Here is a 13,249-nt window from a genome sequence, read left to right as displayed (position 1 = left end):
AATAAAAAGGCTAAAAAACAACTATTTACCTGGATCTATCGCTTGAATCGCCTCACGTAACAGTAGCTGGAGGCAGCACTGATGGACGCGTCACCGCAGCCTGTCGGCAGTTGCACAGGCCACGGAACCGAACAGCTTGCTCGATGCGCTCCTAGCCAGCGCTTATATTGCCACAGAAAATAGGGCGGCTGCCGTCTGCCGGGCTGGTGCGGACGAGCAAGGCATATTTCCCCTTGGTCAGTTCGTTCAGCGCCACCGGTGCCTGAGCCCAGTACTGGGTTCGCGATGCTAACGATGGATAATCGACACTGTTTGCCTGATGGGTCTTGTACGCCGGTTGTGCGCCCAACTGCTGGCACGAGCCAGTATAGATAGCTGTGTCAAGGCGGCTAGGTACCGCCAAGTCGTGGGGGACACCACCGATGGTAAGCCAGATGCTGGTCTGATTACCCACCGGACTAAGGTTGGCTCGAGCGATATGCTCAGCGTTTTGCGGGGTAGCCTGCAACGGGACATCAACAATTTCAGTTCTGTTCGCACAACCTGAAATCGCCCCTGCCACTACTACCAACGCCAGCCAAGATGTTCTGTTCATCACAGATCTCCTGATTTGAGGTGCGTTGATTTCATCCCCCTTGTGAAGTTTAGTGGCTTGTTTCGTGTGCGGGATCGAACTGATGGATGGTATGTAAAAACGCATTCGTGCTACGTCGGCGCAAAGCGCCGACGGCCGTTTTATGGGGGGGGGGCGCGATATGCGGCGCAAAGATAAATTAATCTTTAGTTGCTGTTTTAGTTGCCAGTCATGCGCGTAAAAATATTGGTGAGTGTTTCTGTAAGTTGTAATTCGGTTGTTTCAGGGTTGTACCACTGCGACTGCCCAAATAGAATTATGACGGCTGTATTTGTGAGTGGGCAGATGTCGCCATTAAACGTTTCTTTCTCGTCGCGCTCATAAGCGATAACGGTGCTTAAAATTGATGAGTATCTGTTTTTCAGCTGAATAATCCGAGTCTGTTGTTCTTTATTAAGATTTGCAAATTCACTGGTGATCAGAGCCAGTTTATGTTTTTCATTAAAATTGAATGTGACGAAGGCTTGAATAAATAAATTTAGTCGCTCGCAAGGGCTTCGTGCATTTTTCATTCGACGCTTCGTTTCCTGCAATAAATCCAATAAGCCGGACTCTATGAGTTCGAACAACAAGGCCTGTTTGTTATCGATGTGATGGTATAGCGAACCGGCATGCAATCCCAGGTAGTTTGCCAGATCTCGCAAGCCGACTGCCTGAAAGCCGCGAGTGGCAAAGAGCTCCACCGCAGCGTCAAGAATTCGATCGCGAGCGCTGTGTTTTGGATTGGCTGATGCGATGGTAGTTTGCATGTCGATCCGTCTACTAGAAAAATGAGAACATGGTCAATACGCGTCGTAGATTGATGCAGGTTCATTCATCTCCACGTAACTGGACCTGCGCGCCGCAAATCTCAGAATGAAAGTATTTTCACCATAGGAATGGGCTTAGCTTATCCCTCGTGACGATAGCCCGTTCTGGACGCATGGCTCGCGGTGCGCATCAGCAATAGCACTGCGAAAATGACCGGCAGATTCACCAGCAGCAGCGCATACCGCAGTGACTCGTGGCCAAACAGAGGAAGCAACATATCGCTGAATAAGCCGGTTATCAGTGGCCCGATGCCGACCCCAAGCAGCGTGCTGACGATGGTTTGCAGCGCCATGGCGGTACCGCGTCGACCGGGTGGCACCAGTTGGGTGACGAGGTTGTAGGACGGGGCGACCCACCAGACGGCAAAAAAGGAATAAAGCGCGCACCAGAGCATGGCGGTTGGAATCGGCACATCACCCAGGCGTACCAACAGGGAGTCGGACCAGAGCAGATACGGGATCAGCGCACAGATGGCCGCCAAGTGACCGAATATCGGAATCGATACTTGCCAGTGTGGATTGCGACGGCACAGGCGGTCAGTCAACCAGCCACTGAACAAACCACCGATCCCGGCCGAAGTTCCGCAAATCACCCCCGCCAGTAATCCGGCGTGTTGCAATGAAAGGCCGTGGGAGCGCACCAGAAAGCTCGTGTTCCACATGCCAATGGCATAGGAGCTGAGCGTGGTCAGTCCTCCTGCGAGGATCAGGCAACGATAGGCCGGCAACGCCCAGAGCTTGCGTGCTTCAGCGCCCATGCCCAGCAGCGCAGGCTGCGTTTGGGGGTGTGGCGTAAGGTCCCAACGGCCACGCTGAGGGTCGCGCACGACAAAGGCGAGGATGGCGCTGAACACCAGCGCCGGCACTCCAAGGGCAACGAACGCACTGCGCCAGCCATAGTGCTCCACCACCCAGGCGCCGATGCTTAACCCAATGATCGAGGAAAACGTCGGTGCTGCGGTAAAACAACTGATAGCGAATGAGCGTCGTTGTGGTGGATACAGGTCAGCGATCAACGACAGCGAAGCCGAAGTCGTCGGCGACTCGCTCACTGCAACCAGCATGCGCGCAAAGGCCAGCGCAACGAAACTGCCGGCCAAGCCGCAAGCCATTGTCGCCACGGCCCAGAGGAGACAAGACATTGCCAGCAGGCGTATACGCGGCATGCGGTCCACCAGCCGACCCGCTGGCAGCCCCATGAGTGCATAGACTGCCGCGAACGCCAATCCCGAGATCAACCCGATGGCGGTGTCGCTGACTGCGAATTCGGATTTGATCGGTTCGACCATGACAGCCAGTATTTGTCGCCCGACGAAATTGTCGGCAAACACCATGGCCAGCAGCAATAGCAAACCGTGGCTGCCCCAGCCGACCCTGGCTGGTGACAACAAACCTTCGCGGACAGTCACCGTGGTGCCCACAGATCAGGCAGGCCGGGGTCACTCACGACGATCAGGCGCTTGAGCAAGACCTTCAAGGCCTGCGCGTCGGCCGCGCCGAGTTTGACCGAGAGATCTTCTTCCACGGCCTTGGCCAGCGCCAATTGATGCAGTGAAACCTCGCGGCCCTGGGCCGTGAGGACAAACCGTAATGAGTCTGCCGAGCCCTCGAACGCGACCAAGCGCTGACGTTCGAGGAAACGCATGCTGGCCAGCGTGACTTCGCGGCCAGTGTAGTTAACAAAGGTGTTGATTTCCTCAAGGGTCAGGTTGTCGCGGATACACAAAATCGAAAGAACAAAAAACGTCTGTTCGTCCAGCTGCTGGCTGCTCAGTAGCTGCCGCAGGACGTTCAGGACCTGATAGTGCCCACGCCCCAGCAGGTAACCGAGCAAGTCCTCGGTGTAGCTGCACTCCGGTGGCGGCGGGGTGGTAGCCAGTCGCAGTTCGCTGCGTGGCTTGCGCGTAGCCAGGGCGTATTGGCCACTCTGGAACGCCAACGGCGCGCGGTCGCTGTGATCGAAGGCGAGTACCTCACCGACAAAGATCACATGATCGCCGCCTTCGTACTGGAACGCCGTGCGGCACTGGAAGCGCGCCGTGCAATCTTGCAGTAGCGGTGCCTCGCTGATGCCATTGTCCAGTTCGATCTCGGCGAACTTGTCCTCGCCCTGGGTGGCGAAACGTCCCGACAGAGTTTCTTGCTCCGTGGACAGCACATGTACGTTCCAATGCTTGCCGCTGCTGAAGATCGGCAGACTGCGTGCTTGCTTGGACAGACTCCAGAGCACCAGCGGCGGGTTGAGCGACACCGAGTTGAAACTGTTGGCGGTGATGCCCACCGGCGAGCCGTCTTCGGTCTGGGTGGTGATGATCGTGACCCCAGTGGTGAACGTGCCGAGCGCGGCACGAAATGCCTGGGGATCGAAGCTGATGTTTTGCATTGCCATGACTGGCCTCATGGAGTGGAGTTTTCGTATGGCCAGTATTAGGCGTTTACAGGTGCTGAACATCGTCTCAACGGACTAACACTAATGCAGGGCCTCGTCCGATCGGACGAGGCGGCGCAGGTATTAGCAAGGCTAGGGTGGCGCCTGGCGCATGGGGCGCTTAACGGCCATTGAGCCAACCTGCAAGGGGATAACAATGAGTTCAGCCACGTCATGCGTCGAAGACCTTTCCAGCCTGCTGGCGCGACAGAAGAGCGACTTTGCCAGTGCCGGGAGTGTCAGCGCCGACACCCGCCGCCAGCGACTCCAACAAGTGATCGACCTGTTGGTCCACAACCATGCAGCATTGACCGCGGCGATCGACCACGACTTCGGCGGGCGGCCTGCCGGTTTCTCATTGATGAATGATGTGCTGGGCGCACTGGCATCGCTCAAGTATGCCCGCGATCATCTGCAGGCGTGGATGCAGGACGAGCCGCGCCAGATGTTCAGCCCTTACGATCAACTCGGCGCCACGGCGTGGGTCATGCACCAGCCCAAGGGCACGGTGGGCATCCTCGGCACTTGGAACGCGCCGTTGTACACCTTGTTCAGCCCATTGGCATCGGCTCTGGCAGCCGGCAATCGAGCCATCCTGAAGCCTTCGGAGGTGGTGCCACGCACCGCGCAATTGGTGGCGGATCTGTGCGCCGAACACCTCGACTCGCTGGTTGTGGCGGTGGTCAACGGTGGGCCTGAGCTGGGCGAGGCCTTCAGTTGCGAGCCCTTCGACCACCTGGTGTTCACCGGCAGCACGTCGATTGGCCGGCGGGTAATGGGCAACGCTGCAAAAAACCTGGTACCGGTCACCCTGGAACTGGGCGGCAAGTCGCCGGTTATCGTTTCGCGCGGCGCCAACCTGAACAAGGCTGCGTTCAGTATCGCGGCGGGCAAGGCCTGCAATGGCGGGCAGATTTGTATCAACCCGGATCTGGTGTACGTGCCCAAGGCTTCGCTCGAACCGTTCCTCCAGGCGCTGCGTAGTGCTTATCGCGATCTCAACCCGACAGTCGCCGGCAACCCGGATGTGGTGGCGGTGGTCAACCAGCGTCATCTGGACCGAGTCGAAGGCCTGATCGAGGATGCGCAGCTGCGCGGTGCGCGCATCGAGTGTTTGCCCGAACCAATGGCCGTAAATGTCCAGGACCGTCGTCATCGATAAGCCTGGCAGCTCGAAACTGCCCGTATGGGTGCCTTCATCCAGAGGAAGACCTGATTGAATAGCCTCAACGAATTTGTTGCGGTGGAGCAGGGCGTAAATGAATGGACAGCGCACCGCATCCATTTATCGTTTGTTTGGTCGCCGCAAACCCTGTCAATATAACGCCAAATATTGTCCTCTTAATTCTGAAATTGACTTATGATCTGATGTAGCTAACTGACAAACACATTAGTAAACCTGCGTATTATTAAAAGAACAGGAGGGATCAAGCTGCCTTCCGACTTACTATCGGAATGATTTCCGAATGCTTGAAAATGTGAGCGTACGAAACTTTTCCACAGCATTTCGAATGACTGGATCCGAAGCATCCGCGGCCATCGCCACCAGCTGGAGCCTACATTTCCTTGCAAACTTACCCTCGGGAGAGGTTGAAAAGAGCTTTGAAGGCTGGAGCGGCCTACCCGCATCTACATCCAAGTGCTTCAGATAAGGTTCAAAAATGTCGCTAAATTTTGGATCTAGCGCTCGCAATTCCCCCTGCGGCAGCATCTCCAACCAGACGCCATTTGCGCCTTTAGAAAACTGGCTAAGTAGTCCTGGACTGCTCTGGCTGCCCATAACTTGCCTTCTAGACTGCAAAGAGAACCTTGCAATTGCGAAATACATGAGTGTGATTTGTTTATATTCCTCGCCATGCGGCAAAGCTGCGAGGCTCTTCATGTACCAGTCCAGCTCGTACTCTGACAATTTACTAAAATGTCGCTCAGGCTGCGCCCATAAGCCACACAACACAGAACCAGTCTGAGCTATAGAAACGTCTTGAAAATAGAAATCGTAAAATCTGTTGATAACTACCTGCGCGAGACCAAGTTGGCATGATGAGTCGCGTGGCGATGATAGAAAGGGTCGCCAAGAAGGATTCATCATCCAGTTTCCGTATGGTTCCAGGGGATTCGGTAGAAATTTCAAACACGCTGCAGGAACGCACCAATCGGCGCCTGGACTATGAAAAAACTCCACATATCGACACAGATCCTGGGCCTGCAGATCCAATAAAGACAGTCCTTCGGAGAAGCACCAATTCAGAAGGCGCTCGAGATGTATGGTCTCGAAGTAGTAGGACTCATTGGCTTGCTCAGGAGTCCAACTATGGGCCAGCCAAGCAAGATATCGCTGGCAGTACCATAAGCTAACAAACGGAAGGCAGGATGCTTCTACAGCCTCAAGCCGGGCTGTCAATTCGTTATTTTCTGGAAATTGTTCCAAGCCCCATGGTCGCCATTGAGCGTAGGGGCAAAACATCGGGAATGGGACAAACGGAGACGCCATACGGGCACCAGCATCGTACAATAAGGGACAGCTTCAGAGATATTGTAGATGTTCACGGCGCACAGTTCGGACAACACAGGTCAATGGACGCAAATTTTAGCGTGACTCTGAAGAGAGTTATCTAAGCTCATGAAAAACCAGTCATCACAGATTCGTGAAAATACCGACACAGGATCGCGAAAATGGACAGGGATGCTGGTGGGTGGTGGCATCTTCATTTAACATAATATACATTACACGTAACAATGTATTTCGCGATTACCCCGGTTGCACGCAGATCTCGCTGTCGAGATTACTTAAAAATGGAAAAGGCATTTAAAATTGGAAAACTATTAAAAATCATTGCCTTATGGATCGCTACACGCCAGGAGTTCAGAGTGTTTGGAGAATTTAACGTGAAAAGTTATTTAAATGCGAAACGACAACGTCGTTCTACGCTCCTCAAAAATCAGCTCTGAGCCGATACTTCTAAGTCTAGCTTCTCTGCTAGGTGTTTCCACCTCGGCAGTTCTCAGAAGTAAATGTGTGAAAAAACGGGAAGTAATCGTGTGAATCGAGCCTTTCGCCTCACGTTCACGGATTTGCTTACAGATCACTTGTCCGGCAATCATCAGCGCGCTACAGGCTGTGGCGCAGCCTTTGTGACCGTCATCGTCCATGATTTTATGTCATGAGCGGCGATTCAAGAAATGTCGCCCTTGATGAGCGTGATCGCGCACCGTATGCGGATTCGCCTATTCGTTTGATTAAAGGCACCTTTTTGGGACCAGCTCGCTCGTTTATGGCATTACTTACGCGGCAAATCCATCCGAAAACACGTCGCTGTGTGAAATCTGAAGCGTTCAGCGTGGAGTTGGTGTGCAGATTTCAAGGGCTGCCTCACGTTCAAAAGCGCCGCCTGATTTACTTGCAGATACTGACGGTTTGGCGGTGAACACCTCGCGTTTGAAGGCTATCTAGCTTTCCTCCCAACAAACACCCCTGGAAACTCTCCTGAATCTGGCTAGATTAAAAGCTCAGTAAAATGCCAGTGCGGTACTGTTGTTAACCACAATTTGGACTTGTTAACTACGGTTGTTAACAAGTCAAAAAACAAGTTAACAGAGTTATTCTGACCCTGCGTGTTTCGTCTTGATTTGCCTGGCGCGCCTGGGGTTTTAATGCTGTTCCAACTCCGGGATTTGCCGCTTGGAGCGGTTACACTTATCATTACTCGCGCGGGTCTGTCAGTCGGGACTTTCAGGTTTTGGTACCCCGCGAGATTTGGGTGACCACATCAACGCGCCCTGATACCGCGTGTCTGACGAGAGATATGTGCTTTTGAAGGTGGTCTACCGCCAATGGCAACGTAACGACCTCTACGTGAAATTATTAGCTAGCTCAACTAAACATCTATTTAGTTGAGCTAAGGTCAGACCGCTACAATTCGTCTGCGAATACGGGAGTCCGGGGGAAATCGGAATCCATTGCCAGGCAATGTGTTGCCATCCAACGGTAGAGATCGAACGGATCGAACTGTACTCCCTGAAATGGGGGGCACGCCCGACAGTATGGAATGCGGGGGGGGTACAGCATGACAGTGACAGCGTGATGTGGCCGTCGAGCCGCCCACCGGGATGGATGGGCGGCGTCGATATTACGGTTTTACGGGTTCTTTCATTTTTTCAGCGATTTTCGCATCTACCGCAGCGCGGATCTGGTCAACACTGAAGCTGGCCGGTTTCTGGCTCGGAGGGAACTCGATAAAAGTTTGTAAGAACTTCGCCGATTTTGCGACTGCCACTGCAACCAGGTACGCATTTTTGATCATCCAGTCGTAGTACTGATCGGACACTGAATCGGCGCGTTCGTACGGGTCCATGCGCAGGTTGAAGATTTTCGGTATGCGCAGGCACACGAAAGGTTCGCTCCACACCTTGAAGCCACCGGGTTCGCGTTGCTCGCAGAACACCGCTTTCCAGTTGTCGAAGCGCATGGACACCAGCATCCCGTCATCGTTGAAATAATAAAACTCGTGACGCGCACTGCCAGGTTGCTGCCCCATCAAATACGGCAGCTGGTTGTAGCCATCGAGGTGGACCTTGAAGCTGGTGCCCCCTGATGTCGGTGCCCAGCCCTTGAGCAGCTTGTCTTTGACGTCTGCGTCACCGGCTGCTGCCAGCAACGTCGGGAACCAGTCCATGCCGGAAAACATATCGTTGGATACCACGCCGGCCTTGATCTTGCCGGGCCAGCGAACCAGCGCAGGCACCCGATACGCGCCTTCCCAGTTGGAGTTCTTCTCGTTACGGAATGGCGTGGTCGCCGCATCCGGCCAGGAGAACTGGTTCGGGCCATTGTCGGTGGTGTAGACGACGATGGTGTTGTCGGCAATCTTCAGGTCATCGAGAGTTTTCAGCAGCTTACCGACGTCGCCATCATGCTCCAGCATGCCGTCCGCATAGTCGTTGCCGGGCATGCCGCTCTGGCCTTTCATCGAGTCCCGCACGTGGGTATAGACGTGCATGCGAGTGGTGTTCATCCAGACGAAGAACGGTTTGTCCGCCTTGGCCTGCTTCTCGATGAATACTTGTGCCGCCGCGGTGGTTTCGTCGTCGATGGTTTCCATGCGCTTGGTGGTCAACGCGCCGGTGTCTTCGATTTTGCCATCCGCAAAGCTGTGGATCACGCCGCGCGGGGAGAAGTGCTTGACGAACTCGGCGTCATCTTTTGGCCAGTAAGGACGCTCAGGTTCCTCTTCGGCGTTGAGGTGATACAAGTTGCCGAAGAACTCGTCGAACCCGTGATTGGTCGGCAGGAATTCATCCTTGTCGCCCAAATGGTTTTTACCGAATTGCCCGGTGGCATAGCCCAAGCCCTTGAGCGCTTGGGCGATGGTAATGTCGCGTTTCTGTATGCCTACCGAAGCGCCCGGGGCGCCGACTTTCGTAAGACCCGTACGTAGCGGAGTCTGACCAGTAATGAAACTGGAGCGTCCGGCGGTGCAGCTGTTCTCCGCGTAATAGTCGGTGAACAGCATGCCTTCGTGGGCGATGCGGTCGATGTTCGATGTCTTGTAACCGACAACACCCATCGAATAAGCACTGATGTTGGACTGGCCGATGTCATCGCCGAAGATCACCAGGATGTTCGGCTTTTCAGCTGCGCTTGTCATTGCTGATACGGACATGACGACTACAGACGTCGCCGCAGTCAGTATTGCTCGCCACTTACAGGGGATAGGCATCTGATTGCCTCCTTTTGCCAGCTATCGTCGTACAGACAAACCCGACTTTAAGATTATTGTTTGATTGGCCAATGAATGAAAAAGAGGTCAGGACCCGGTCGGAGTGTCATCCAAAAACAGCGCTCTCGTGACGAGGGCTGATCCGGCAGGCCCCGCGCACCCAGCTTGCGACACGCGTCGGCCATCCTAGATTTGCCGATAAACGCTCGGCGACCGTCGAAGGGATGAAGTTGTAGTTAAATCGCGCAACGTTCAAAGGAACGTTCGTAGGGAGTGGCTATCGGTATTTTTATGATCCACGCTGCGGGTCGTCCCATAAACAACTCGATCAAAGGTGTTGCGGCGATCGGTTGAATCCGCCCTGGGCGCAGATGAGGTAACGTCGCCACACCACACTTGATTGGGGGCCGAAACATCGAACTCCCGATTCAAGATGTTCGGGATATCCAACCGTTCAACCGTCGTCACCCATCAGCGACAGGATGCTGCGGCTGCCCGCAGCACTGCGACTTTGCGAGAACAGCTCGCTCACCCGGCTGCGCAACCGAAGCCGTTCGACATCAGGCGTTCGGCGCCAAAGGCGCTGGGCGTAGTAGCACGAGCGGGTGACTTCAAGCACCTTGCACAGCCAATCAGTCGGCTCATGGACGCTCAGCTGATTGATCGGCGCGTACGCCAAGCGTATTGAGGCAATCGCGAAATTTGTGCATTCGAAAAACAAGGCAAGGTCATCCGCCAAGAGGAGTACTTCGAACGACGAGCTATTCTTTATCTGGGGACAACCCGCAAAGGAGACGCCAGCATGACCACCTTGAACCTTCACCCAGCACTGGACAATGGTATCCAACCTGCCGCCGCGAATTTCTCAGGTGGCACCCTGCAATGCCTGTGTGCGACCGACAAGGTCGAGGTCAAGATTGACGCACAAACGCTGCATAACCACGCGTGTGGCTGCAGTAAATGCTGGAAACCGCAAGGCGCGACTTTCGCCGTCATCGCCGTGGTACCTCGAGACAAGGTCAGCGTCACTGCCCACGGCGAAAAACTGGCGATTATCGACGAAACCGCCACGATTCAGCGCCACGCCTGCAAGCAGTGTCACGCCCATCTGTTCGGGCGAATTGAGAACAAAGACCATGCGTTTTATGGCCTGGACTTCGTCCACACCGAGCTCTCGCCCCAGAGTGGATGGGCTGCGCCGGGTTTCGCCGCGTTCGTGTCCTCCATCATCGAAACCGGCACACCGCCAGCGCAAATGAAGGCAATCCGTGAGCGCCTGCGCTCGATCGGCCTGGAGCCCTATGACTGCCTGTCCCCGGACTTGATGGACGCAATGGCGACTCATGTCGCAAGACAGAAAGGTCTGCTCCCCGCCGCCTGATTGATCGGCCGTCGAGGTTTCTTCACCAGCGTGCTGGGTGTACGTGGTGTGGCTTGATGTCGAAGCCCCCACTATCATCAGGGACGGCGTACCGCCCTGCCCCCGAATCCTGAAAAATGCAATCTGGATTGAGGTGACGCGCAAGCGTATGCTCTTATCGACTTGCAAATTCGCCTATTCCTTATGAACCATCTCAGGTCTAAAAAGAAATTGAAAGGCCACTATAACGAGAGATTCTAGGACGCTAGGGAGCCGTTGTGAGATTCTTTTTTGAAACCTTGGGCGTTCATGCCCAGAAGGACAGCAAGACTGGATCTTGACCTCGCTCATCTAGACCTGGCTATACAATCAGCAATCCAGTTTCCAGGTTGCACCGTCGGTGAAAGGAGATCGACAGCCCCTTGAACTGACGCAAATGCTACGCTTTGATCTCCTCGACATGAGATGACGCGACTCCCATAGAAACCTCACTTCATAGAAACCAAGAGTGGCCATGAAGCGGATCCTGAGCAGTGCTATCACCCTGGCAATCATCGGCACGATGACCGTTGGACTACTCCAATGGAGAGCCGTCGCTAAGCAGAATCAAGACGTTTCGTGCAGTGAAGCCAGGCAAAGCTTAAAAGGCGTGGAAATTCGAGCGCGCGCGTTGGCTGCCGGGATGACCGTAGAGGCTTATGCTAACGCTGAAGAAGAGGAAGTGGCGAAACTGATCCGCGCCCTCGAAGGTGCGACTAGCCCGGAGGATATTGATTCAGTCATGGAGAGTCACTCTGCCGCCATCAAAGCGGAGGACGCCGCTGTCGAGGCTGAGGTGGGCACTCGAGGCGATCAAGCATTCCTCGAACAACGACTAAAGAAGCAGCGGATACCCGTCGATGTTAAACAACAGCTCGAACGCGCCGCAAAGGCAGTCAGTCTCACTTGTAGCTAGCGCTCTGCGCTAACCAGACTTCCCCTCAAAAACTGGCCGCCCTCTCCTTTTAGCCAACAACAAAATGGCCCTTTCAGGCTAATACCAAACAGTTAAGTGAATTTGACCACTGTAGGCGCAAGCTTGCTCGCGAAGGTCGTTAACGATAACGGGTGTTTACCTGGCAACTACGCGATGGCCTGCTGCAAGCGCTTCTTGCGCCAACGCGTTACCGAAGCCGCTGCTAACCCCGGTGATGAATAGGGTTTTCTGATGATCATGGCAATCTCCGTCAGGTGGCTGTGGTGCCATGGTATCTACCGCAAACCGGGCCACCTATGCCGGTTTGTCTTCGAGCATTGCCTATTCGTATCAGAGTCAAGAGCTAGAGGTGTGGCGCGGACACACTCGCCATGGCCCATGTCCCGCCTACAAATTCACAACCCCCACCCCTCCCTCACGGCCTTTCGAATCCCCTCCAGCAACATCGCAAACGCCGGGTTGTCATTATTCTCCCGCCAGATTAAATGCAGCTCGCTTTGTACGCCCTCCCCCAGATCGATATCCCGAAACACCACATTCTTGAACACCACGCTGGTGGCGCAGCGCGGGACCAGGGCCAGGCCCATTCCGGCGTTGACCAGCGCAAGAATCGTCAGTGACGAACCGAGCCATTGCACGTATTCCGGAGCGACACGGGCAGAGCGCAGCATGCCGGTCAGCAGTTCGTTGAACGGCGGATAGGCAGCATGGGAGTACATCAGGAACGGTTGCGCGTCGAGGTCTTTGACGGACACGGTTTCGGCACTGGCCAACGGGTGGCGACTGGGGACGGCCAATACAAATGGCTCGCGCACCAGACACTCGGTGGCGTAGCCCGGTTCCAGTAGGGGCGCGCGGACGATGCCCAGATCGATCCGCCGGGCGCGTAGGGCTTCGTGCTGTTGGTAGGTGTTCATTTCCGACAGGTCGATTTTGACGTGGGGCTGTTTGAGCCGCGCTTCGGCAATGACCTTGGGCAGGAATTCGTACACCGCGCTGCCCACGAAGCTGATGTTGACCGAGCCGATATCGCCTTCGGCAAACCGTCGGGCGGTGGCGGCGGCTTGCTGGGCGCGCTCCAGAAGGTTCTGCGCTTCGATGAAGAAGGCGCGGCCGGCGGCGGTGAGGGCCACGCTGCGGGTGGTGCGGGTGAATAGTTCGACACCCAGGTGGTGCTCCAACAGTTGGATCTGTCGACTGAGCGGTGGTTGCGTCATGTTCAGGCGTTCGGCGGCGCGACGAAAGTTGAGTTCGGTGGCCACCGTGGTAAAGCAACGCAGTTGAGTCAGTTCGAACATTGATCTAATCCAGGTATCAATCGAATG

General features: G+C 55.0%; 10 protein-coding genes and 2 pseudogenes. 4 read left to right on the top strand and 8 right to left on the bottom strand.

Annotated features, from left to right (window positions below):
- Positions 1–151: 151 nt before the first annotated feature.
- From AC3ISI_RS13670 to AC3ISI_RS13655, 4 genes are all read right to left on the bottom strand, one after another.
- Positions 152–595, bottom strand: coding sequence for a hypothetical protein (locus tag AC3ISI_RS13670; RefSeq protein ID WP_489337436.1), 444 nt, complete (start codon positions 593–595; stop codon positions 152–154).
- A gap of 197 nt (positions 596–792) precedes the next feature.
- Entirely contained in the window at positions 793–1,383 is a 591-nt protein-coding gene (locus AC3ISI_RS13665) for a TetR/AcrR family transcriptional regulator (protein ID WP_489337435.1), read from the bottom strand.
- 140 nt (positions 1,384–1,523) lie between these two features.
- Complete coding sequence (locus AC3ISI_RS13660; protein ID WP_489337711.1) at positions 1,524–2,831, bottom strand: spinster family MFS transporter; 1,308 nt, start codon at positions 2,829–2,831, stop codon at positions 1,524–1,526.
- 17 nt (positions 2,832–2,848) lie between these two features.
- Entirely contained in the window at positions 2,849–3,832 is a 984-nt protein-coding gene (locus tag AC3ISI_RS13655) for a flavin reductase family protein (RefSeq protein WP_223521580.1), read from the bottom strand.
- Positions 3,833–3,983: 151 nt separating this feature from the next.
- Between AC3ISI_RS13655 and AC3ISI_RS13650 the strand changes: the two are divergent.
- Positions 3,984–5,024: pseudogene (locus tag AC3ISI_RS13650) on the top strand (aldehyde dehydrogenase family protein); the annotation flags it as partial.
- A 294-nt stretch (positions 5,025–5,318) separates the two neighbouring features.
- Here the strand turns inward: AC3ISI_RS13650 and AC3ISI_RS13645 are convergent.
- Positions 5,319–5,753, bottom strand: coding sequence for a hypothetical protein (locus tag AC3ISI_RS13645; RefSeq protein WP_489337433.1), 435 nt, complete (start codon positions 5,751–5,753; stop codon positions 5,319–5,321).
- A 1,279-nt stretch (positions 5,754–7,032) separates the two neighbouring features.
- Here AC3ISI_RS13645 and AC3ISI_RS13640 point away from each other — a divergent pair.
- Complete coding sequence (locus tag AC3ISI_RS13640) at positions 7,033–7,296, top strand: hypothetical protein (protein WP_489337432.1); 264 nt, start codon at positions 7,033–7,035, stop codon at positions 7,294–7,296.
- Between the two features lie 702 nt (positions 7,297–7,998).
- On the opposite strand, the gene AC3ISI_RS13635 is transcribed toward AC3ISI_RS13640, so the two are convergent.
- Both AC3ISI_RS13635 and AC3ISI_RS13630 read right to left on the bottom strand, forming a co-directional pair.
- Positions 7,999–9,531, bottom strand: a complete 1,533-nt coding sequence (locus AC3ISI_RS13635; protein ID WP_489337431.1) for an arylsulfatase — start codon at positions 9,529–9,531, stop codon at positions 7,999–8,001.
- Between the two features lie 432 nt (positions 9,532–9,963).
- Positions 9,964–10,264 (bottom strand): annotated as a pseudogene (locus AC3ISI_RS13630) (IS3 family transposase); the annotation flags it as partial.
- 126 nt (positions 10,265–10,390) lie between these two features.
- Here AC3ISI_RS13630 and gfa point away from each other — a divergent pair.
- Positions 10,391–10,969, top strand: coding sequence for an S-(hydroxymethyl)glutathione synthase (gene gfa, locus AC3ISI_RS13625; protein ID WP_489337430.1), 579 nt, complete (start codon positions 10,391–10,393; stop codon positions 10,967–10,969).
- Positions 10,970–11,462: 493 nt separating this feature from the next.
- Positions 11,463–11,903 (top strand): hypothetical protein, encoded by a 441-nt coding sequence (locus AC3ISI_RS13620; RefSeq protein ID WP_489337428.1) that lies wholly within the window; start codon positions 11,463–11,465, stop codon positions 11,901–11,903.
- Between the two features lie 416 nt (positions 11,904–12,319).
- On the opposite strand, the gene AC3ISI_RS13615 is transcribed toward AC3ISI_RS13620, so the two are convergent.
- Positions 12,320–13,222 (bottom strand): LysR family transcriptional regulator, encoded by a 903-nt coding sequence (locus AC3ISI_RS13615; RefSeq protein ID WP_489337427.1) that lies wholly within the window; start codon positions 13,220–13,222, stop codon positions 12,320–12,322.
- Between the last annotated feature and the right edge of the window lie 27 nt (positions 13,223–13,249).

This window comes from Pseudomonas sp. GL_139_B, assembly GCF_057834475.1.
This window is presented reverse-complemented; position numbering and strand designations above follow the sequence as displayed.

Coding starts and splice junctions, on each gene's coding strand:
- AC3ISI_RS13670 (WP_489337436.1), bottom strand. CDS start 595: ATGAACAGAACATCTTGGCTGGCGTTGGTAGTAGTGGCAGGGGCGATT.
- AC3ISI_RS13665 (WP_489337435.1), bottom strand. CDS start 1,383: ATGCAAACTACCATCGCATCAGCCAATCCAAAACACAGCGCTCGCGAT.
- AC3ISI_RS13655 (WP_223521580.1), bottom strand. CDS start 3,832: ATGGCAATGCAAAACATCAGCTTCGATCCCCAGGCATTTCGTGCCGCG.
- AC3ISI_RS13645 (WP_489337433.1), bottom strand. CDS start 5,753: ATGAAGAGCCTCGCAGCTTTGCCGCATGGCGAGGAATATAAACAAATC.
- AC3ISI_RS13640 (WP_489337432.1), top strand. CDS start 7,033: ATGAGCGGCGATTCAAGAAATGTCGCCCTTGATGAGCGTGATCGCGCA.
- AC3ISI_RS13635 (WP_489337431.1), bottom strand. CDS start 9,531: ATGTCCGTATCAGCAATGACAAGCGCAGCTGAAAAGCCGAACATCCTG.
- gfa (WP_489337430.1), top strand. CDS start 10,391: ATGACCACCTTGAACCTTCACCCAGCACTGGACAATGGTATCCAACCT.
- AC3ISI_RS13620 (WP_489337428.1), top strand. CDS start 11,463: ATGAAGCGGATCCTGAGCAGTGCTATCACCCTGGCAATCATCGGCACG.
- AC3ISI_RS13615 (WP_489337427.1), bottom strand. CDS start 13,222: ATGTTCGAACTGACTCAACTGCGTTGCTTTACCACGGTGGCCACCGAA.